Origin of the sequence: Rhizobium mesoamericanum STM3625, from assembly GCF_000312665.1 — a bacterium.
In the GTDB taxonomy this organism is placed as follows: domain Bacteria; phylum Pseudomonadota; class Alphaproteobacteria; order Rhizobiales; family Rhizobiaceae; genus Rhizobium; species Rhizobium mesoamericanum.
This window is the reverse complement of sequence record NZ_HF536773.1, coordinates 1,183,894-1,203,431: the sequence shown is the minus strand read 5'-3', so window position 1 is coordinate 1,203,431 and position 19,538 is coordinate 1,183,894. Positions and strand designations below refer to the sequence as shown.

Here is a 19,538-nt window from a genome sequence, read left to right as displayed (position 1 = left end):
GTCCAGCAGGTCTATGCCCGAAGGATGTTCGCGCCGGCAGGGGAATGAGGAGGAATGACCATGCAGCATACCCGTGAGATCTTCGACTGGGCCGATCCGTTCCGGCTAGTGGAGCAGCTGACGGACGAGGAGCGCATGGTGCAGGAGACGGCGCACGCTTACGCGCAGGACAAGCTGGCGCCGCGCGTACTCGAAGCTTTCCGTCACGAGAAGACGGATCCGAAGATTTTCCGCGAGATGGGCGAGCTTGGGCTGCTTGGACCGACGATTGCACCTGAATATGGCGGTGCCGGCTTGGGCTACGTCGCCTATGGCCTGATCGCCCGCGAGGTAGAACGCGTCGATAGCGGCTACAGGTCCATGATGAGCGTGCAGTCCTCCCTTGTCATGGTGCCGATCGATGCCTTCGGTTCCGAGGTGCAGAAGCAGAAATATTTGCCAAAACTTGCAACCGGTGAATGGATCGGCTGCTTCGGCCTCACCGAGCCCAACCATGGCTCGGATCCAGGCTCGATGGTGACGCGGGCAAGGAAGGTCGATGGCGGCTACCGCCTGACCGGCGCCAAGACGTGGATTTCCAATGCCCCGATCGCTGATGTCTTTGTCGTGTGGGCCAAGACCGAGGACGGTGTCATCCGTGGCTTCATCCTGGAGAAGGGATGGACGGGTCTGTCGGCGCCGGCGATCCACGGCAAGGTCGGCCTTCGCGCTTCGATCACTGGCGAAGTGGTGATGGATAATGTCTTCGTGCCGGAAGAAAACCTGCTGCCCAATGTCACCGGTCTCAAGGGTCCCTTCACCTGTCTGAACTCGGCCCGCTTCGGTATTGCATGGGGGGCACTCGGCGCGGCGGAGGACTGTTATGCCAAGGCCCGTCAATACGTTCTGGACCGCAACCAGTTCGGTCGACCGCTCGCTGCCAACCAGCTGATACAGAAGAAGCTTGCCGACATGATAACTGAGATCTCGCTCGGCCTGCAGGGTTGCCTAAGGCTTGGGCGGATGAAGGAAGACGGCCATCCGCCGGTGGAACTGACATCAGTAGTCAAGCGCAATTCCTGCGGCAAGGCACTCGACATTGCCAGGCTTGCCCGTGACATGCTTGGCGGTAACGGCATCTCCGACGAGTTCGGCATTGCCCGCCATCTTGTCAACCTTGAGGTGGTCAACACCTACGAGGGTACCCACGACGTCCACGCCCTGATCCTCGGCCGCGCCATCACCGGCATCGCCGCCTTTGCGAATTGAAGGTGTAATCAGCATCGCAAATTGAAACCTGCACGACAATGTGCCAGCTTCCCATGACCGCGATCAATTGCGCGCGGAATGGGGGATGTTGCATGTTCTTGTTTCTTGCATTTCTGATCGGAATTATCGCAGGGCTTAGAGCCATGACTGCGCCAGCCGCTATTGCCTGGGGTGCCGCACTCGGCTGGTTTGACGTGTCGCAGACACCGCTTGCCTTCATTGGGTATCGCTGGACGCCATGGGTGCTGAGCCTGCTGGCCGTCGTCGAGTTGATCACTGACCAGCTGCCCTCGACACCCTCGCGCAAGGTTCCGATGCAGTTTGCCGCCCGCCTCATCATGGGTGCGCTGACGGGGGCCACAATCGGCACGACCGGCGGTTCGCTCGTCGGCGGGCTCATTGCCGGTATCGTCGGTGCCGCGTTTGGTACATTCGCTGGTGCGGCTGCCCGTGGTAAGCTCGCCGCCGCCTTCGGCAAGGATCCACCGGCAGCGCTGATCGAGGATGCGGTTGCAATCGTCGGCGCGCTCATCATCGCAGGAGCAGTCTGATGCCCCATTTCGACGCCATCGTCGTCGGGGCCGGCCAGTCCGGTCCCTTCCTCGCCGCCCGCATGGTCGCAAAGGGCATGACCGTGGCGTTGATCGAGCGAAAGTTCCTCGGGGGTACTTGTGTCAATGCCGGCTGCATGCCCACCAAGACATTGGTGGCAAGCGCCCGCGCTGCCCATGTGGCGCGGCGCGCGGCGGACTACGGCGTGAAGATCCCGGGCGCTATCGGTGTCGACATGGCGGTGGTGCGCAAGCGCGCCGAAACAGTAACGATGAATGCCCGCAACGGCCTCATCAACTGGTTTGCCAATATGGACGGCATGACCGTCATTTATGGCCATGCTCGGTTCGAGAACGCTCATACGCTCACGGTCAACGGCGAGACCCTGACAGCGCCAAAGATCTTCCTGAATGTCGGTGCGCGGCCGACCATTCCCGACATGCCGGGTATCGGCGACATCGACTATCTGACCAGTACCTCGATCATTCATCTCAATAGCCTTCCCAGGCATCTGGCGGTTATCGGCGGCAGCTATATCGGGCTCGAATTTGCGCAGATGTATCGCCGCTTCGGCGCCGAGGTGACGGTGATTGAGCGCGGGCCCAAGCTTGCATCGCGCGAAGATGCCGACATCTCGGACGCGATCGCCGATATTTTGCGTTCCGAAGGTATTGCCGTGCATACGGACGCCGACGGGATCGGATTTTCAAAGGCGGCAGACGGCATCCGCGTCAGCATTGGAAGTAGCCGACCGGCAGTCGAGGCGAGCCACGTGTTGATTGCCACCGGCCGCACGCCGAACACCGACGATCTTGGTCTCGACAAGGCCCGCGTCGTGACCGACAAGCGCGGCTACATTACCGTCGACGACAAGCTTGCGACTAATGTTGAGGGAATCTGGGCGCTTGGGGACTGCAATGGTCGCGGGGCCTTTACCCACACCTCCTACAACGACTTTGAGATCGCTGCCGCCAACCTGCTCGATGGTGAGGACCGCAAGCTCAGCGACCGCATCCTCGCCTATGCGCTCTACATCGATCCTCCGCTCGGCCGTGTCGGGATGAGCGAGAGGGAGGCGCGTGCCACCGGCCGCAAGATCATGATCTCAACGCGGCCGATGAGCCGGGTCGGACGCGCCAATGAGCGCGCCGAGACCAAGGGTTTCATGAAGGTCATCGCCGATGCCGAGACGCAACAGATCCTGGGTGCGGCCATCCTTGGGATCGAGGGCGACGAGGTGATCCACGGCTTCATCGATGCAATGAACGCGAAAGCGACCTACCCGGTATTGAAATGGTCGGTGCCGATTCATCCGACAGTCTCCGAGCTGATCCCAACGCTGCTTGGAGATCTACAAGCGGTGTAACGGGCATTTACGATCGACAGTATGAGCGTGCCGAGACGCATGCGAGGCGGTCTTTGCGGCTAGACTCGAACGACTTCGACTGCCGGATGTCGATGGGCTATCTTCTTGTGCCCCGCGGCCGCGCGAAGGATGCACTAGGGTACATGGATCAGGCCGTCAGACCGAACCCATTCACCCTCTTTTGCTACGCCGAAACCGGGCGTTCTAAAAAGATCTGCAGTATACTAATGATCTGTTCAGCCGTTGTTTTCATCCCGCCGATCAATGTTTGATGCCTGAATGTTGCATCGCCGAATGACTGTCATATCATGCGCATATATTGGGCGATGAGCGTGGTGCCGAATGGGCGAGAGCGGTAGCTATGGAGAAGGCTTCGGGAAAAGGCTTGGCGCGCAGGCATCATCCTATGTCAGCAGAGCGCTTCGAAAATCGACGATCGCCGCGACCGAACTCCGATATGATAACCCCAGCCTTGAACTCTCCACTCCTCCAAAGGAAGAAGACGCGTTTATGGTCGGGCACTATCTGGTCGACTGTCCATCATATCTTTACTGGGAGAGCGGTCGTCCCGCTCCCGCATCCGCAATAGGTCAAGGGCAGACCATCATTTATGACCTCAAGCGGCAACCGACATTTCTCCTGAACCACGGCTTCCACACTGTTCACTACTATTTTTCCCGTGCCGCCCTAAGCGCCATTTCAGAGGAAGCAGGTGCTTCTCCGATCGATGAGCTGCAATACAAGCCGGCATTGGCCACCGACGATCCCGTTATGCGGAATATGTCAGCCGGATTGTTACCGTTCTTTGGTCGACCCGAAGAAGCGAGCGTGCTCTTTATGGACCATGTGATGCTTGCCATCGGCATCCACGTGGCCACTCGCTATGGCGGCATGAGGCTTAGGCGGGAAGGTGCGCGCGGCGGCCTCGCACCTTGGCAGGAGAAGCGGGCTAAGGAAATGATCGTGTCTGGGATTGGCGGGGATATCTCCCTCGCCGCAGTCGCCAGCGAATGCGGGGTGTCGGCCCGTCATTTTTCCCGGGCGTTTCGACAATCGACCGGCATTTCGCCGCACCAATGGCTGACGCAGCGCCGAGTGGAGACTGCCAAGCGGCTTCTCGCCGCCAACGAACTGAACCTCACTCAGGTGGCTCTGGCGTGCGGCTTTGCTGACCAGAGCCATTTCACACGAGTTTTCGTGGCGCTAACCGGGACGAGCCCCGGGCTATGGCGGCGGAATAACGCCATATGAACCTCGTTAGGACCGAGCGGAACAGCAATCCGCTCTCGAACTGTTTCCTGTCCGAATCAAACAATAGATGACCCGTCGCTTCCAGCGGCCCTCCAGTTCAGTTCGTACGATCCTGTCTTCAGTCGGAAACGCGGGAGAAAGACATGGACTACGAGGTGTTTTTCAATGAGCGGTTGTTAGACCTTAGATCTGAGGGCAGGTATCGGGTTTTCGCCGATCTGGAGCGCGCCCGCGGCACGTTCCCCCGAGCTATGATTAACTCGCCGGACGGATCGCGCGAGGTGATCGTGTGGTGCTCCAACGACTATCTCGGCATGGGGCGTCACCCTGCAGTCGTCTCCGCTATGAAGGAGGCGGTGGATGCGTATGGGGCTGGAGCCGGAGGCACCCGCAATATTGCAGGTACCAATCACCTCCACGTCCTTCTTGAGTGCGAACTTGCCGCCTTGCATGGCAAACAGGCGGCTTTGATATTCAATTCCGGCTATATGTCGAACTGGGCCACTCTGGCGACATTGGGCACCCACATACCCGGTCTTATTATCTTTTCGGACGCAGCCAATCACGCTTCAATGATTGAAGGCATCCGCCATTCGAGGTGTGAATGCATTGTCTGGCGACACAACGACGTCTGCGATCTGAACGAGAAACTTCGTGCAGCCGACCCCCGCGCCCCGAAACTGATTGCCTTCGAATCTGTCTATTCGATGGATGGTGACATAGCTCCTATCCGTGACATCTGCGACCTCGCCGAGAACTATGGTGCGATGACCTACCTTGATGAGGTCCATGCCGTCGGAATGTACGGGCACACCGGCGGCGGTATTGCCGAACGGGAGGGCTTATCAGACCGTCTGACGATTATAGAGGGAACGCTGGCCAAGGCATACGGGGTTATGGGCGGTTACATCGCGGCGTCGGCAGCGCTGTGTGATTTCATCCGCTCGTTCGCTTCGGGCTTCATTTTTACGACAGCGTTGCCACCGGCGCTTACCGCCGGAGCATTGGCATCGATACGGCATCTCAAAAAGAGTCCGTTCGAGCGCGCCCGGCTTCAGGATCGGGTCGCCCGACTGCGCGGGCTTCTTGATCGGGCCGGCATTCCTCACATTGACAATCCCAGCCACATCGTCCCGATCGTCATTGGCGACGCAGCCAAATGCAAGCGGGTATCCGACCTGCTCGTTCGTGATCTCGGCATTTACGCACAGCCAATCAACTATCCGACTGTTCCCCGCCGGACCGAGCGTCTCAGGATCACCCCTACGCCACTTCACACCGATGCGGACATCGAACATCTCGTTAGCGCGCTCGCGACCTTGTGGTCGCATTGCGCCCTTTCCAAAGCGGCAGCCTGAGCCCCCGAGTCTTTCGGCAATCGTTGCTACCATCCGAAGAAAGGAATTCGTCATGGAACAGCAGGTAGAGCAACCAGTCGCTCCACGATCCGGCATCGCACTTCGCCCCCTCGGCGCTGTCGAACAATACTTCTGGCTTAGCGATCAAAACAGTCCCAAACACTTCTGCATGACGCTGCAGGTGTCGGGTGAAACGACAATCGAATCCTGGAGCAATGCGCTCGAGGCTACCCGGTTGCGGCACCCCCTCCTGCGTGCGACCATCGCACGCAGCGAGTTCGGCGTTCCAAGTTTTTACGGGGGCAGTGATCGCCCGATCCCGTTAGAAGTCATCAGGTCCGAACCGCCACATGCCTGGAAAGCAGTAGTATCGGATGAACTGATGAGACCGTTCAAGCAAACCGACGCGCCGCTCGTTCGTGCCGTTTTGTTTCACTCACCTCGCTATGCGACACTGGTCTTCACTGCGCATCACGCAGTAGCTGACGGTGTGTCGATCGCATTTGTACTGCGAGATATGCTCGAGGTGATGAGTGGTGGTCACCGTGAACACCTCGGCCTGGCCTTTGCGCAAGAGACCATCGCCTCAAATTGGGACATGAATCCGATCGCCGCTGCCCAGTCCGCAGTGGTGAGCCCGGCGCGAATGCTTGATCGTTCAAAGGGCGCGCCCGTCATTTCGAGCCTGCAACTGTCGCAGGAATTCTCCGCGCAGCTCAGGGTGGCTGTGCGGCGTCATGCGACGACCGTCCATGGCGCGCTCCTCTCGGCCATCATTCTGGCTGGTCGGCGGCTATCAAAAGCATGGTGCGACACGGCAATCCGCGCCGTATCCCCGGTCAATCTCAGACCAACGCTCGGCATCGCAGACGACTGTGTTGTCTCCATCGTCTTCCCGATCGGCGGGTACGCGCCGGATATCGCGACTGGGCTCTGGGATTTGGCCAGGGACGTCCGTCAAGACCTAATGCCCATGAAGACTCGAGAGGCAATTGTTAAGTCGTTCGATGCGTTTCAGCGTATCTTCGACGCTTCGCCCTCGCTCGAGGAGCTCGCCGCCATCGAGTTACAGGCTTGTGCATGCGAAATGATGCTGTCGAACCTCGGGGAAGCGCCTTTGTCGGACGCATACGGGCCTGTGCGTGTCGAAGCCCTTTGGGGGCCATCGGTTTTCGTCGGCATCGAGGGCGAGCAGATGATCGGTGCAGCGACAGTCGCCGGCCGCATTCATTTGCTTCACACGAGCTTCACACCAATTCCCGGCCTTCTGGAGACTGCCGAGAAGCTGCTTCGGGAAGCCGTCGTTTGATCATGACGCGCAGACGGCGATTTTGTCCTTTTTAGACAAAACATCGGCGCCCAGTTCACGACACCCGAGATGCCGCTACTAAACTCGACGCAAACCAGCGCGGTTGCCCGGAGGTATAGGCGATGTCTGATGTGATCGAAACGACCAAAGCTTTCTCGGCCGAGGAAGCCGCGACGCCGGCTTCGATTGTGGCGGCCCTCAAGGCTGTTGCGGGCAATCCTCCAAAGGTTCGAGCGAGTTTCGCAAAGGGTCGGTGCGTACGCGGCCGCTACGTGCCATCAAAGCGCGCAGCGGAAATTACACGCTCTGTGAATTTCACGAGACCAGGCCGTGTACTCGCGCGGTTCTCGATGGGTGGCGGCAACCCCAATGTGCCAGATACGAATAATCTCGTGTTGCGCGGATTCAGCTTTCGGATCGAGACCGACGGCGACACCTCGGACATCCTTGTCGAAAGCGCACCGGTCCATTTCGCTCGCACTCTCGACCAAATGCTTGCCTTCCTCAAGGCCAGGGTTCCAGGGCCCGACGGCAAACCGGACCCCGCCAAAGTCAAAGCCTTTTCGGACGCCAATCCGGAGACGCTTAACCAGGCGAAGTACATTGCGGCCCGTTCGCTTCCAGCAAGCTTTGCAGGAACCACGTATTGGGGTGTTCACTCATTCCCGGTTACCAACGAAGCAGGCAAGACGAGGTTTATTAAATTCAAAGTCATACCTCGAAAGGGAGAGATCGTTCTGACTGACGACGAGGCGAAGGACAGAGCCTCAGACTTTCTGCATGACGACCTTGAGGAACGCATCCGCCAGGGGGGGATTGAGTTCGATGTTCTCGCACTGCTCGACCGACCAGGCGATCCGACCATGGATGTTACCGCTCGATGGCCCGGGGAAGATGAACGCGAGACAGTTGTCCTCGGTACGATTACGATAGACGTGATCGAGGACAACGCAGCCTGCGATGTCTCGATTTTCGATCCGGGTATGTTGGCCAACGGTGTCGGCTATCCGCCCGACGAAATGTTCGCGGCGCGTCTGAAGGCTTATCGAATTTCCTTGGCAAAGCGTCAGTAACGACCGATCGAGCTACAAAACTGCCCGCGAGGATTTTGAGATGCGCAGCCAGGGAGTTTATGGACAGAGCCTCGGAGACCACTTTCACCTGGACGACGCCCCAGCCATCGTGACCAAAACGTTGAAGCGATCGGAAGTGGCGGTCACCCACATCAAATGTCGGAAACCGAGCCTGACGTCATCCATCCCGACCGAAGATGCCTATCTAGTGGCATATCAGATCGAAGACTGCATCGAGCACGAGCTTTGGATCAACGGCAAGGGCACCGGCAGGCTTCCTTTCTTCGGTGGCCAGACGTCCTTCTACGATCTGCGTGAAGACCCAACGTCCTTCATCGGCGAAACTTCGAATTGCATGATGTACTACCTGCCGAAAAGCGCCATGGACACGATAGCTGAGGAACATGGCAAGCGATTTGGCGAGTTGGAGATGCGGTCCGACAAGCCCGCCGATGATCCGATCATCGCCGCCCTTAGCACGACCCTAATGCCCGCTTTCGCCAATCCCGAATATGCGAGCCAGCTCTTCCTCGATCACACGACGCTTGCCGTCGCCAATCATATCGCTCACCGCTACGGCGGTCTGCACGTGATTGCGCGGGCTGTCGCTGGAGGTCTCTCCGCGAAGAATGAGCGGCGCGCGAAGGAAATCATCGACGCCAATCTTGCGGGAGAAATTTCCCTCGCGGAACTTGCATCGCAATGCGGACTGTCGCCGCGCCATTTCGCGCGCGCCTTCAAGCAGTCAACAGGAATGCCAGCGCATCACTGGATGGTGGTGCGGCGCTGCGATCGGGCAAAGGACCTGCTTCGGGACACCGGATTGCCGATTTCCGACATTGCACTCGCTTGCGGTTTCGCAGACCAAAGTCATTTCACCCGCACCTTTTCCCGCATCGTCGGCATCTCGCCCGGCGCGTGGCGCAGGCACGCTTAGGAGGACGATATGCAGGAGACAGGCGCTTACGGCGAACGGTTGAGAAGGACTTTCAAAGTCGCGCGCGCGCCATCCCTTGTCGCCAAAACTTTGAAAAACGCAAGGATCGCCATTACGGAAATCCGTTGCGATAAGGCAAACACGGGTCTGAGCGAGCCGATTGCAGTCGAGGACGCGTTCCTCATGACCGTACAGTTGCGCGATGTTCCGGCTCACGACATGTTCCTAGACGGCAAGCAAATTAAAACCGCGTTCCTGCCAGTGGGGACAACGAGCTTTTACGATTTGCGCTCGTCTCCCGTGGCCAACAGTATAAGTGCTTTCAACCATATCAGCTTTTATGTGCCCCGAGCAGCATTGACGGCCATAACCGATAAGGAAGGAATACCGTCGGTCGACGCTTTCAACCACAATCCGGGGGTTGGCGTGCAGGACCCCGTCATGCACAATCTGGTCCGTGCCATACTTCCGGCGTTCCGTTCCCCAGGTCTCGCCAATCAGTTGTTTGTCGACCATCTGACAGTTGCGGCAACCGCCCACGCGGTGCGCTATCACGCATGTGCGTTCCGACAAACAGCAACGCGACGTAAGACCTTGTCGTACGGAGAAGTCTCAAGAGCACAGGAGAAGCTCTCAGAACATCTCGACGGTGATCTCAGGCTGGAGGAACTTTCGGACGAATGCGGCATGTCGCCGTTAGATTTTGCGTCCGCCTTCGAGGAAACCGTCGGCGGCTCCGTTCACGCTTGGAGGCGCGACCTCAGGATTGAGCGCGCGAAGCGACTGTTGGTCCGCGGCTACGAAGCAAGAGAAGTGGCCGCACTCCTTGGTTATGAGCAAGTTTCAGACTTCGTCGGCGATTTTATCCGAAAGGTCGGGACCGACCCGCGTAGTGTCCACTGACCACTACCGACCGCTCTCTCGCATTTTAGTACGTATTCGATTTGCTCTTTGCTTTCCTTCTCTCCGCTCTAGGCAATGGGTCAATCGCGCCAATAGTTGTTCGCCGCCGCGATGGCTTGAAAGTTCGTGGCAATGATTTGGCAGGCCATTAGAATAGTTTCGGCATCGTCCTCATAGATCACCACCAGCCGGTCCCGTATGCTCTTCGAAGGCTGGACCTTCCTCACCATTTCCCATGCGAGCCTGGCGGCAAGATCGACGCCTTCGCGCGGCGTTGCGGTTTCGAGTGATGCTGCGAACTCTTTCACGGATGCCTCCCAGCTTCTTTTGCCGCTGCAGGATACCTCACTCAAGTCGGCAGGTATTGGATGGTGGCGACGCTGCTTGCACTATCCGGCCATTCCGTAACCTACCCGAATGGTCAGTTTGATGGCCCGATTGGGAAAAAGATGACAGTTGCGGAAAATCTGGATGTTCGCGTCTGGGGCAAAGTGACGTGGTCAACATAGCGAAAAGGAGCAATCGCATGTGGAACCTCACTTCCGCCAATTTCCGGATCAAGCGTTGCCTCGCGATCTCAGTCTCTCTGGCTGCCGCGATATCCTCGGCCGCTTGGGCGGACGGGCAGAAAGAAACGCCGCAGGACCTGATAAACACACTCCATGGGACATTTGGTGCGCACCACGAACGGGCGGTGCACACCAAGGGCGTGATGGTGGTCGGCACGTTCACGCCGACCAAGGACGCGAGTAAACTTACGAAAGCTCCGGTGTTCTCCGAAGGCAAACTCCCCGTCGTTGCACGTTTCTCCCTTTTTGCAGGCGTGCCCGACATTCCAGATACGGCGAATGGCGCGGCACCAACTGGCCTGGCGATCAAAATCAAGGCGAAGGACGGAACGGAATTTGACTTCGCCACCGATCAACATAATGGATTCGTCGTCGCGACAAGTGACGAATTCGCGAATTTTCTGCGATTGGTAGCCGCGAGCGGTCCGGGCGTGGAGCATCCGACGCCGCTGGAGAAATTCCTCGATGGCCATCCGATCTCTAAGCATTTTGTTGAGACACTCACGTCCCCCGCATCCTACGCAACTGCGACCTTCTTTGGGATCAACTCGTTCAAATTTACCAATGGTGACGGAAAGTCGGCCTTTGTTCGTTACCGCTTTGTGCCGAAAGCCGGAGAGCACTACTTGAAACCCGAGGAACTCAAAGCGATGGGACCGAACTATCTCCAGGAGGAAATCGTGTCGAGGATTACTAAGGGGCCGGTAGTGTTCGATTGGTATGCGCAGGTGGCCGAAGATGGCGACAAGATCGAAGACCCGTCTATTGCATGGCCGGAGAGCCGCAACCTTGTAAAGCTCGGCACATTTTATTTCAATGGCCTACCGCAGGATAAGGTCGTCGCCGACAAGCAAACGCTTTTCCTACCAGGTACCAGTCACCCTGGTATCGAACCGGCCGACCCCATGCTGACGTTCCGCAACCACACCTATCCAATATCGTTCGGAGAGCGACAGTAGGAAGCGTCGGTTGCCGGCTACCGCCCTGGTATCTCATCGGCGGTGGACTGTCCGAGCCCGGAGACGAGTTCCTTGGTGGCGGCAGGCTCGCAGAGCATGCGATAGACATGAAGTTCTTCGCGATGTTCTTCTTGCCTGACGCAACCTACGATCCGTGCTGTGGACCTAGCGGTAGCAACGGCGTAAGATGCGGCCGATGCTGAGGGGCTCTCCGAAGGACGCACGCACGTGGCTATCTTCATGGACCGGCATGATCTTGCGGGGACATCCGCTGAAGACATCGCCGAGGCGCATCGCAGGGATCTGTCTGTTCAGGATCGGTATGGGGTGAAGTTCCTCACCTACTGGTATGACCAGCGGCGCGGAACCGCGTTCTGTCTGATCGATGCGCCGGATGCCGAAACCGCGCAATGTGTACATCGCGAAGCGCATGGTTTTATTGCCGGTGAAGTGGTCGAGGTCGCGCTATCCGCCGTCGAGGCATTTCTCGGGCGCATTCATGAGCCTGAGCTGATGGCTGGCCGATCGGCCGCCGAAAGGGATGCCGGCCACAGGGCGATCCTTTTTACCGATATCGTTGGCTCTACGGAGATGACATCACGCCTTGGCGACAGAATGGCTGCCGAACTCGTGCGGGCGCACGATGCGATCGTTCGCCGATGTCTTGCGCAATGCGAGGGCAGAGAGGTCAAGCATACCGGCGACGGCATCATGGCCTCGTTCGTTTCCACCCACGCCGCCGTCGGCTGCGCGATGAGTATCCAGCGCGAATTCAGGAACTATAACGGCGGTACGCCGGAACCTATCCACGTTCGCATTGGGCTTGATTGTGGCGAGCCGATCGAGGACAGCCACGATCTCTTCGGCTCCACTGTGCAACTGGCGGCACGCTTATGTGCGGCCGCCGCCGGCGATCAGATACTCGTATCGGAGAATATTTTTCGCGACCACGGCGCGTCGGAGCTTTTCACCAATGCGACGCGCCGTAGTCTGAAGGGGTTTGCCAAGCCGGTTCTCGCATTCGCGTGTGACTGGACCGATTCCGAAGAGGATGAACCGAGGTAAATCCGGGCGGCGCGTTATTCCATCACAATCTGCAACTTCACGTCGCTTGGGCGACCCTCGAGCGCGCGATCGAAAGCTTTGATGGAATCCTCAAAGCCGAAAGTCTCCGAAATCAGCGGCTTCAGGTCGACTCGGCCCGAACCGAGCAGCGCAATGGAGCGCTCGTACTGGTGGGCGTAGCGGAACACCGTCTCGATGCGGATTTCCTTGGTCGAGGCCGAGGAAATGTCGAAGCCGACCGGGTTGACCGGCAGGCCGACGGCAACGATAACGCCTCCCGGACGGGGCAGTTCCATAATGGTTTCCCAGGCTTTCGGCGCGCCCGAGCATTCAAAGATGATATCGGCACCCCAGCCGTCTGTCAGTCGCGCCACCTCTTCGGAGAGACTTTGCTCGCGGATATTGACCGGAATGACGCCCTGGTATCGGGTGGCGATATCGAGCTTCGGTTGGGCAAGGTCGGCTACGATCGCCCGCGCGCATCCGCCGGCAAGAGCGGCGATCGCCACCATTGTGCCGATCGGGCCAGCACCGAGCACCACGGCCGTATCGCCAGGCACGATCTTCGCCTTGCTCGCGGCTTGCATGCCGACCGCAAACGGCTCGACCATGGCGCCTTCGGCGAAGCTGACGTTGTCGGGAAGCCTGTAGGTGTAGTTGGCCGGATGCACGACCTCGGGCGTCAGCACGCCATGGATTGGCGGCGTTGCCCAGAAGGTCACGGCAGGATCGACATTGTACATGCCAAGCCGGCTCGCCTTTGAATTGGGATCGGGAATGCCGGGCTCCATACAGACCCGGTCGCCCACCTTGAGATGGGTCACACCGGCACCAACCTCGACGATGGTGCCGGCAGCTTCGTGGCCGAGCACCATCGGGGCATTGACAACGAAGGGACCGATTTTGCCATGGGCGTAGTAATGAACATCAGAGCCGCAGACGCCGACCGTGTGGATCCTGATCTTCACCTGTCCCGGACCGGTATCCATCGGCAGCTCTATGTCGCGAAGCGCAAGTTCATGCTGGCGCTCGAGCACCAGCGCGCGGACTTTGGCCATTGTCTGTTTCCTTCCCGGTTGCCTCCCCGCGCCCCGAGGCGGCGCGGCTGAGGGGAAGACTATAGAACTTGAAGCCATCGCAATTCAATGCGCCGATAAGCTTTTGCTCACGAAATGATGAAATGCCCAAATGCAGCAGCTCTGCGCCGTGCCGGGCGAAGGGTCCATTCTTCGTTCGGATATCGCCGGGAGCGAACCGATACCTTAGGCGCCATTTTTGGACGACAGCATTATTCGGAAAGCTGCCGGGCTTTTCCCATCTAAATCGATTTTAAAATATTAAACTGAAATGCTAATCGATTTTAATTATTCCATTCAAAAATTCGTGTTGCGGTGCGAAGGAATTCGGGCCCTTAATGGCTGACGACGTCTGCCATTTGGAGGAACCTGGATGACTTTTACATTTCCGCTTACTGAGAAGCGCACTGTCGAGGAGCTGCTGAAACACCTGGCGGAGTACAAACTCAACTGCCCAACAAACTGTGTCGTGTCGGTGAAACCCCACGTCGCCCATGTTTCGTCAATGAACGCGTTTGCGTTGGGTACCGCTCGTACCGCGTGGTAGCGATGGAAGCAGGCGAGCGAACTACTCGTTGCTGAAATTGCCAACTTCAGCGGTAGTAGGTCAATGCTATGTCGGTCTGGTGCTCCATCGAGGAGAATGTCACGCCAAGGAGGCGTACCCCTTGCGGGTCGGAAAGACGAGCTTCAGCAGAACCCAGACTGTAGTCTCCTCGATTTTCTCCATGGCGGAACGGTTCGCCCGCTTCGAAACGACAGAAGCAGGGGTCTACCCAACTCAGGGATCTCCGTGCCCTCACACGGCACGAGGAATTCAGACCGAGTCACGCTGAGTACGCAAATTGGAGACGACACGCCGGTTCTGCACCTTGCAGGAGCGGCTCGTGCAGTCACGGACCTCGCGGTCATTTCCGTAACCCTTGGCCCAAACTCGGCTTGCATCTACGCCCTTCGAGACGAGATATGCCATCACCGCATCGGCGCGTCGCTGAGACAGCGTCGCCATTGCTGAAGCCGAGCCGGTGTCGTCGGCAAAGCCCTGCAGCTTGACCATCCACTGCGGGTTGCTGTTGAGCCAGATGGCCTGCTTGTCCAGCGTTGCCTTGGCAACGGAATCGAGCGTCGCCGAATCTTGCGTGAAGTAGGTCCGCCGACCGACGTTCAGAATGAAGTCCTCTTCGCTGCCGGCCGCAACATTCTCAAAACCGGGCGCCGGATCGTTGGTTTGTCCGGTTATCGGGGCTGCGGTGGGTTCTTCCACCTCGGCGATTTCGGTGGTGCTGCAGGCGGCTAGCGTCAGAAGCATGGTCGCAGCGACAAGCAGCCTTGAACATCCGGTTAATGCAGACATCGGCGTGATATTCCTCATTCGACCGGATTCGGTTGGCTGATCTTGGCGGCATTTTCAGCCTGGTCGGCAATATGCGGCAGTACCTGTACTGCGGTGCCGATGGGGCAGCGCTGGTAAAGATCGATGGCGTCTTCGTTGAACATGCGAATGCAGCCGCTGGAGGCGTCCTTACCGATGCTGCCGGGCTCCAGAGTACCGTGGAAGCGATAGCCGGTATCGACGCCGTCGCGAAGCAAATACATGGCGCGCGGGCCAAGTGGGTTTTTCGGCGACCCTCCATCGACCGACTCCGGCAATTCGGGGTGGCGCTGACGCATCTCCGGTGGCGGCGTCCAGCGCGGCCAAAGCGCTTTCTGCTCGATGGTGGCGCGGCCATACCATTTGAAGCCCTCACGACCAACGCCGACGCCATATCGGATAGCTGTCTTGTTCTCCATGATTAGGTAAAGAAAATGATGCGTGGTATCGACAACGACGGTGCCGATCGGCTCGCTGCTGAAATATTTGACCACCTGGCGGAGCCATTTTCTGTCGATCTTGGCAAAGTTCGTGCTTCTAAACGTCACGCCGTTGTCGACGCTGGTGCCCGAAAAATAGGAAGATGTCGCGGCGAAGGTCGGTTTGTGGACCGCTGCGGTGCCCACTGAAGCCAAACCACCCAACAAAATATCCCTGCGCGTCCACCCCATCGGCAATTCCCCCGAAAGCCAAGCAGCGAAGCGCCCATGTAAAACAGATTCTCGGTTGCCCACAAGATCAAAAAAATGAGCGGCTGGGTGTCCTCAGGAGGAAATGCGGGAAAACGATATGATGCAGGATATTAGGCTGCGAATGTCATGACCGTCGAAATACAGAAGGTCGAAAGCGAACATTATGGAAGCGCCGGAGTTGAGCTTTCCACCCCTTCCTCCGAGCTATTGCTGAAGCTGGCCGAAGTTCGGACGGCCCTGCTCGTCGAGCACGACGGCCTCGCCATCAAGGATGGCGGAACCGACTCCAAGGCGTTTAGCGTCCGCCTAGATCGCGGGGAAACGATGCGCCCAATCGTGGCCACCGCGCGTGAGAATGCGGACATTGCCGTTGTTGAGATGCACTGCGATCCGATATCCGTCCCATTTGATCTCGTACGTCCAATCGTGACCAATCGGTGGCCTCGGCTTTAAAAGTGCCAGGCAAGGCTAGATTCGAGCGGGCATAGGATCTAGAGGAAGTCGTGGTTGCAACGGATCGCGCGGCTTTCGCGGTCTACTGCTAAGCGGCTTTTCGTCTGCCAAGAGTGGCTTGGAAGGCGGTGACTTTGCATCAGGGGATTAAATGAGGGAATCCTTGAAAAGACAATTTCCCGATGTGACAGTGGGTCGGGGATAGGTGATTGACTGGGTCTTGACGCGGTCGTGCACGTCGCGCAGGCCTTTATAGGAAGTTTACCGAAGCTTCCGTCATGCGTCCAACCTCAGGCGATCCTGAATGCGACCTTTGCTTCAACGGCTGCCGCAAGGAATGCGGACTGGGCCTCTTCCTGGGTCACAGCGCCGCTGACCGTGCCTGCACAGGCTTCCAGTGCCAAGACGAAGGCGGTGCCGCTCACGACCGGCCAATTCGTGAACAGCATATCAAGGGCTTCGGCTGCCGATGCAATAGTGTGCAACGTTCGGTTGCGCTCAACGACTATAATGACCCATCCAGGTGCCGGCACAAGATTTCCGCTTCCGCATTCGAGAAATGGGACGTTGTGGATCACACAGTTAATCAACGTAAGACCTGAGGGGAGACACATCCCTCCCCCGTACGATCCGCTCCCTCAACCCCTGCCGTCACAGGTTGTTCCCCTTACGTCGCTGCTGCGTTCGGGAAACTCCTCCAAAAGCTGAACTTGAATCCAGTCCGGTTCGCGTTAGATTTGAATTACGGCATTTGCAACACTGACCACGGAGGTACTGGCAGTTGTTGTCGAGATGCATCGAGGAAGGCCGGGACACGCCCTTCGTTTCCGGCCTTTTTCTTTTTCAGCGACGTCGTACGAATAAGACGTATAATGGGATGTTGGACCCACACACGGCACGGTCCGATTGAGAGACTCCTAAGCGCTCTTGCCATTACGGGAGGAACGCACCATGCAATTACCTACATTTATCACACTGGAAGACGTGGAAGTTGAAGTCCTCACGTCCGTCATTGGAGCCTGGTGCCAAACAAATCAAATAGACCCGGACAGCGAGTGCGCGCGCGCGGTGACGGCGACGGCGCTTGACCTGATGGAAGCCGGCTTCAGGACGCGTGAGAGCCTGTCGATTGCTCTTGCCAATGCATTACATCCTGACAGCTGAAAGCAGCGGCTCCTGTTAAAGAGGCGGCACCCAACGTTGGCGCTACTCCTATGGAACCATGGCCTAACATGCCTGTTATCTTCGCAGAGAAGGATAAGGCCATGTTGAAGACCCAAAATTCGCATCAGATCGTTATGTCGTCCGATCGTCTCGCCGACTGTAAGGAATACCTCGGAACAGAATTTCACCTGATGATCGATCATGCTCTCAGCGCTGGCTGGTCCCTCGACGAGGTAGTCGTCGCACTCAACGGCCTCGCAGTAGAGGAGTTCGAGGTGCCAGAGCGAGCGATCACCTTACAATGAAACCAGCGGCGGATACCGCGCCGGTCGGAACAAGGCTCTGCGAACTAGGTCCAGACGACAGACGATACGTTCGTCCCTTATGTGGACTAGCAAAGCCGAAATCGGGGGGAAGCTCCGCAATCGCGATCGCATTCCTTAGCCTCGCAACGTCGATTCCGCCAAATGCTTCTTTATGTCCTCACCAAGACTCGAGTTGTGGAGTGCGAGGCGGTAACCACCGCCCGAACCGACCCTCGGCAAAGGCAATGAGGGATAATTCCGCAATTAGGTAGCAACTGCCACCGGACTCAGGGTGGCCTAGGCGCATATAGGGACCTTATCCAGCCAGCATACGTGCGAGCATATGTCTGATATGGTCCTGCGCGCCGTAGAAAATTGCAGCAATAATGATCGTCCGACTACTTTCTACCGGCAAGAACCAGATAGCCGCCTTGTCCCGCCGAAGAAACCGGATTCCAGGGTAAATGTCGGCCCGCAATGTATAAGGCGTATCGACGAGACGATCGATTTCGACACGCAACTTGCGGGTTCGTTCAGCGGTACGCTCCAAAGCCTCGTCAGGCGAGTCTCCGAGTTCGACATGGGAGTCGAAGAGATGATCGAAAATCAACTCTAAATCGCGATCGGCATCCTCGGAATATTCAAGAGTCCACACGAACAGCCCGCCGCTTCCGCTCGATCATTGCCTCGACGCGGCTTTCCATTTCCGTCGTGGAAATCATCGGGCCTTTCAAACGCCGCTGGACCAATTCGCGAGGCGCTGCCGTTTCGACGGCCTCAGTTTCCGTCTTTTGGCGGAGGAGTTCCAAGCCCTGCTGAAGAACGGAACTCATGCTGGAATACCGGCCGCTCTCCACCAGCGAACGTGCAAACGCGTCCTGCTGGTCGGTCAGCGAGATCGACGATTTGACACTCATCGGTTTATCTCCATTGAGCCTAGTTTGCCACCCAGTAGCACATTTTTCAATCTGCCGGACCCCGCCCTCTATTCGTCATGAGGATGACGGCCCGTAGGACGAACTTGATCATGACTCTGTTGATTTTGTCGTAATTGCTGTTTTAGTTCAAACACTTAGGCCGATATTTGATGTCTTTGCTATCAGGAGACCAAACGGATATTTCCCTGGGTTTCTCACTGGTGCCTGTTTATGATGTTCATGACCTTCTGCTATATCCTGCTGATTTAGTCAGCGACCCAAAAACACCGAACCAACACGGCTGATCGCATCGGTGGCCTACCAAACCGAACGTAATTGGGTGAAGTCAAGCATAAGCGATAAGTTCCTATCGGCGAGCTGCAGTCGCAAGGCGACGGAAAGCTGGCGCATCTGCCAGCGGAGCTGCGACAGATTTTATCTGGTCTAGCGCATCCGTTAGATCGTGCGGGACGACGACCCCTCCGCAGCTCCAACTGTCAAGTCGAGTAATCGCAGAAATGCTCCCGCCTTTTCCTCATCGTTGATGATCGCGGCGAGCTTACGCTCTTCTCCTTCGTTGTCGTAAAGGCCGTAATCGATCATCGACCAGAAGTCGAATGGCACGAGGAATCGAGAGATTGTCTCGACCGCTTCCGCGAAGGCATCTCGTGAAGTGGCAGGAAGATCCGCAAAGGCGCTTGCAACTCCAGGCGTTGCGAGCGAGCGATTTTCCACCGATTCCAATAGCCGCCATCATGGGCAACCAAAACAGGCGGGCGGGGTTGGAAAGGCGGTTTCAAAGATCAGTTGCTTTTTGTCGCGAACCCCGTCCATCGCGACGTAAAGTTCTTCGTCATCCGGACGGGACTCCTGTCCCATCCGCCTCGAGCCTTTAGAAAAAGTGGACGTCCGACATGGCATCGCGGCGTCAGTGCCGCTACTCGATCGGCGGGCATGACTCAATGGCGC

21 protein-coding genes and 1 pseudogene are annotated in these 19,538 nt (G+C 57.7%); 13 read left to right on the top strand and 9 right to left on the bottom strand.

Going from position 1 to position 19,538, the window contains the following annotated elements:
* The first annotated feature begins 60 nt into the window (after positions 1-60).
* The 9 genes from BN77_RS25875 to BN77_RS25835 all read left to right on the top strand — a co-directional run bounded on the left by BN77_RS25875 (position 61) and on the right by BN77_RS25835 (position 9,997).
* A complete protein-coding gene (locus BN77_RS25875) occupies positions 61-1,248 on the top strand; it encodes an acyl-CoA dehydrogenase (RefSeq protein ID WP_007537755.1) in 1,188 nt (395 codons plus the stop codon).
* 92 nt (positions 1,249-1,340) lie between these two features.
* Positions 1,341-1,799 carry a hypothetical protein gene (locus BN77_RS25870; protein ID WP_007537752.1) on the top strand — a complete coding sequence of 153 codons (459 nt, stop codon included), beginning with the start codon at positions 1,341-1,343 and terminating at the stop codon, positions 1,797-1,799.
* On the top strand, positions 1,799-3,166 hold the full coding sequence (locus tag BN77_RS25865) for an FAD-containing oxidoreductase (protein ID WP_007537750.1): 1,368 nt from the start codon (positions 1,799-1,801) through the stop codon (positions 3,164-3,166). Before BN77_RS25870 ends, BN77_RS25865 begins: the two co-directional genes overlap by 1 nt.
* Positions 3,167-3,508: 342 nt before the next feature.
* A complete protein-coding gene (locus BN77_RS25860; RefSeq protein ID WP_007537745.1) occupies positions 3,509-4,417 on the top strand; it encodes a helix-turn-helix transcriptional regulator in 909 nt (302 codons plus the stop codon).
* A 143-nt stretch (positions 4,418-4,560) separates the two neighbouring features.
* Entirely contained in the window at positions 4,561-5,775 is a 1,215-nt protein-coding gene (hemA, locus tag BN77_RS25855) for a 5-aminolevulinate synthase (protein WP_007537743.1), read from the top strand.
* Between the two features lie 52 nt (positions 5,776-5,827).
* Positions 5,828-7,084: a condensation domain-containing protein gene (locus BN77_RS25850; protein WP_007537741.1), complete on the top strand. Its 1,257-nt coding sequence runs from the start codon at positions 5,828-5,830 to the stop codon at positions 7,082-7,084.
* Between the two features lie 122 nt (positions 7,085-7,206).
* Complete coding sequence (locus BN77_RS25845) at positions 7,207-8,157, top strand: catalase family peroxidase (RefSeq protein ID WP_007537740.1); 951 nt, start codon at positions 7,207-7,209, stop codon at positions 8,155-8,157.
* Positions 8,158-8,197: 40 nt separating this feature from the next.
* Positions 8,198-9,094 carry a helix-turn-helix domain-containing protein gene (locus tag BN77_RS25840; RefSeq protein WP_007537738.1) on the top strand — a complete coding sequence of 299 codons (897 nt, stop codon included), beginning with the start codon at positions 8,198-8,200 and terminating at the stop codon, positions 9,092-9,094.
* Between the two features lie 9 nt (positions 9,095-9,103).
* A complete protein-coding gene (locus BN77_RS25835; RefSeq protein ID WP_007537735.1) occupies positions 9,104-9,997 on the top strand; it encodes a helix-turn-helix transcriptional regulator in 894 nt (297 codons plus the stop codon).
* Positions 9,998-10,077: 80 nt separating this feature from the next.
* Here BN77_RS25835 and BN77_RS25830 read toward each other — a convergent pair whose 3' ends face one another.
* Positions 10,078-10,305 (bottom strand): hexameric tyrosine-coordinated heme protein, encoded by a 228-nt coding sequence (locus tag BN77_RS25830; protein WP_007537733.1) that lies wholly within the window; start codon positions 10,303-10,305, stop codon positions 10,078-10,080.
* A 218-nt stretch (positions 10,306-10,523) separates the two neighbouring features.
* Here BN77_RS25830 and BN77_RS25825 point away from each other — a divergent pair, with 218 nt between their 5' ends.
* Both BN77_RS25825 and BN77_RS25820 read left to right on the top strand, forming a co-directional pair.
* Positions 10,524-11,525, top strand: a complete 1,002-nt coding sequence (locus BN77_RS25825; RefSeq protein ID WP_007537729.1) for a catalase family peroxidase — start codon at positions 10,524-10,526, stop codon at positions 11,523-11,525.
* Positions 11,526-11,753: 228 nt separating this feature from the next.
* The gene (locus tag BN77_RS25820) at positions 11,754-12,590 is read left to right on the top strand and encodes a nickel-binding protein (protein WP_007537727.1); all 837 of its coding nucleotides are present in this window, start codon (positions 11,754-11,756) and stop codon (positions 12,588-12,590) included.
* Between the two features lie 14 nt (positions 12,591-12,604).
* On the opposite strand, the gene BN77_RS25815 is transcribed toward BN77_RS25820, so the two are convergent.
* The 5 genes and pseudogenes from BN77_RS25815 to BN77_RS25795 all read right to left on the bottom strand — a co-directional run bounded on the left by BN77_RS25815 (position 12,605) and on the right by BN77_RS25795 (position 16,797).
* Positions 12,605-13,648 (bottom strand): NAD(P)-dependent alcohol dehydrogenase, encoded by a 1,044-nt coding sequence (locus BN77_RS25815; RefSeq protein ID WP_007537725.1) that lies wholly within the window; start codon positions 13,646-13,648, stop codon positions 12,605-12,607.
* An 835-nt stretch (positions 13,649-14,483) separates the two neighbouring features.
* Complete coding sequence (locus BN77_RS25810; RefSeq protein ID WP_007537719.1) at positions 14,484-15,038, bottom strand: OmpA family protein; 555 nt, start codon at positions 15,036-15,038, stop codon at positions 14,484-14,486.
* On the bottom strand, positions 15,035-15,709 hold the full coding sequence (locus BN77_RS25805; protein WP_007537717.1) for a L,D-transpeptidase: 675 nt from the start codon (positions 15,707-15,709) through the stop codon (positions 15,035-15,037). The genes BN77_RS25810 and BN77_RS25805 overlap by 4 nt, the downstream gene beginning before the upstream one ends.
* Before the next feature lie 138 nt (positions 15,710-15,847).
* Positions 15,848-16,294: pseudogene (locus BN77_RS32545) on the bottom strand (ATP-dependent DNA ligase); the annotation flags it as partial.
* A 179-nt stretch (positions 16,295-16,473) separates the two neighbouring features.
* Positions 16,474-16,797 (bottom strand): DUF982 domain-containing protein, encoded by a 324-nt coding sequence (locus BN77_RS25795; RefSeq protein WP_007537713.1) that lies wholly within the window; start codon positions 16,795-16,797, stop codon positions 16,474-16,476.
* Positions 16,798-17,134: 337 nt separating this feature from the next.
* Here BN77_RS25795 and BN77_RS25790 point away from each other — a divergent pair, with 337 nt between their 5' ends.
* Together BN77_RS25790 and BN77_RS25785 are read left to right on the top strand one after the other, a co-directional pair.
* Positions 17,135-17,347, top strand: a complete 213-nt coding sequence (locus BN77_RS25790) for a hypothetical protein (protein ID WP_007537711.1) — start codon at positions 17,135-17,137, stop codon at positions 17,345-17,347.
* Between the two features lie 101 nt (positions 17,348-17,448).
* On the top strand, positions 17,449-17,652 hold the full coding sequence (locus BN77_RS25785) for a hypothetical protein (RefSeq protein ID WP_007537709.1): 204 nt from the start codon (positions 17,449-17,451) through the stop codon (positions 17,650-17,652).
* A gap of 316 nt (positions 17,653-17,968) precedes the next feature.
* On the opposite strand, the gene BN77_RS25780 is transcribed toward BN77_RS25785, so the two are convergent.
* The 3 genes from BN77_RS25780 to BN77_RS25770 form a co-directional block, all read right to left on the bottom strand.
* A complete protein-coding gene (locus BN77_RS25780; protein ID WP_085989867.1) occupies positions 17,969-18,313 on the bottom strand; it encodes a type II toxin-antitoxin system RelE/ParE family toxin in 345 nt (114 codons plus the stop codon).
* On the bottom strand, positions 18,294-18,569 hold the full coding sequence (locus tag BN77_RS25775; RefSeq protein WP_007537705.1) for a ribbon-helix-helix domain-containing protein: 276 nt from the start codon (positions 18,567-18,569) through the stop codon (positions 18,294-18,296). The genes BN77_RS25780 and BN77_RS25775 overlap by 20 nt, the downstream gene beginning before the upstream one ends.
* Before the next feature lie 456 nt (positions 18,570-19,025).
* Complete coding sequence (locus BN77_RS25770) at positions 19,026-19,313, bottom strand: hypothetical protein (protein WP_040678467.1); 288 nt, start codon at positions 19,311-19,313, stop codon at positions 19,026-19,028.
* Positions 19,314-19,538 lie beyond the last annotated feature (225 nt).

Excerpts from the sequence above, each read along its gene's own strand:
- BN77_RS25875 (WP_007537755.1), top strand. The coding sequence starts at position 61 with ATGCAGCATACCCGTGAGATCTTCGACTGGGCCGATCCGTTCCGGCTA.
- BN77_RS25870 (WP_007537752.1), top strand. The coding sequence starts at position 1,341 with ATGTTCTTGTTTCTTGCATTTCTGATCGGAATTATCGCAGGGCTTAGA.
- BN77_RS25865 (WP_007537750.1), top strand. The coding sequence starts at position 1,799 with ATGCCCCATTTCGACGCCATCGTCGTCGGGGCCGGCCAGTCCGGTCCC.
- BN77_RS25860 (WP_007537745.1), top strand. The coding sequence starts at position 3,509 with ATGGGCGAGAGCGGTAGCTATGGAGAAGGCTTCGGGAAAAGGCTTGGC.
- hemA (WP_007537743.1), top strand. The coding sequence starts at position 4,561 with ATGGACTACGAGGTGTTTTTCAATGAGCGGTTGTTAGACCTTAGATCT.
- BN77_RS25850 (WP_007537741.1), top strand. The coding sequence starts at position 5,828 with ATGGAACAGCAGGTAGAGCAACCAGTCGCTCCACGATCCGGCATCGCA.
- BN77_RS25845 (WP_007537740.1), top strand. The coding sequence starts at position 7,207 with ATGTCTGATGTGATCGAAACGACCAAAGCTTTCTCGGCCGAGGAAGCC.
- BN77_RS25840 (WP_007537738.1), top strand. The coding sequence starts at position 8,198 with ATGCGCAGCCAGGGAGTTTATGGACAGAGCCTCGGAGACCACTTTCAC.
- BN77_RS25835 (WP_007537735.1), top strand. The coding sequence starts at position 9,104 with ATGCAGGAGACAGGCGCTTACGGCGAACGGTTGAGAAGGACTTTCAAA.
- BN77_RS25825 (WP_007537729.1), top strand. The coding sequence starts at position 10,524 with ATGTGGAACCTCACTTCCGCCAATTTCCGGATCAAGCGTTGCCTCGCG.
- BN77_RS25815 (WP_007537725.1), bottom strand. The coding sequence starts at position 13,648 with ATGGCCAAAGTCCGCGCGCTGGTGCTCGAGCGCCAGCATGAACTTGCG.
- BN77_RS25810 (WP_007537719.1), bottom strand. The coding sequence starts at position 15,038 with ATGAGGAATATCACGCCGATGTCTGCATTAACCGGATGTTCAAGGCTG.
- BN77_RS25805 (WP_007537717.1), bottom strand. The coding sequence starts at position 15,709 with ATGGGGTGGACGCGCAGGGATATTTTGTTGGGTGGTTTGGCTTCAGTG.
- BN77_RS25795 (WP_007537713.1), bottom strand. The coding sequence starts at position 16,797 with ATGTGTCTCCCCTCAGGTCTTACGTTGATTAACTGTGTGATCCACAAC.
- BN77_RS25790 (WP_007537711.1), top strand. The coding sequence starts at position 17,135 with ATGCAATTACCTACATTTATCACACTGGAAGACGTGGAAGTTGAAGTC.
- BN77_RS25785 (WP_007537709.1), top strand. The coding sequence starts at position 17,449 with ATGTTGAAGACCCAAAATTCGCATCAGATCGTTATGTCGTCCGATCGT.
- BN77_RS25775 (WP_007537705.1), bottom strand. The coding sequence starts at position 18,569 with ATGAGTGTCAAATCGTCGATCTCGCTGACCGACCAGCAGGACGCGTTT.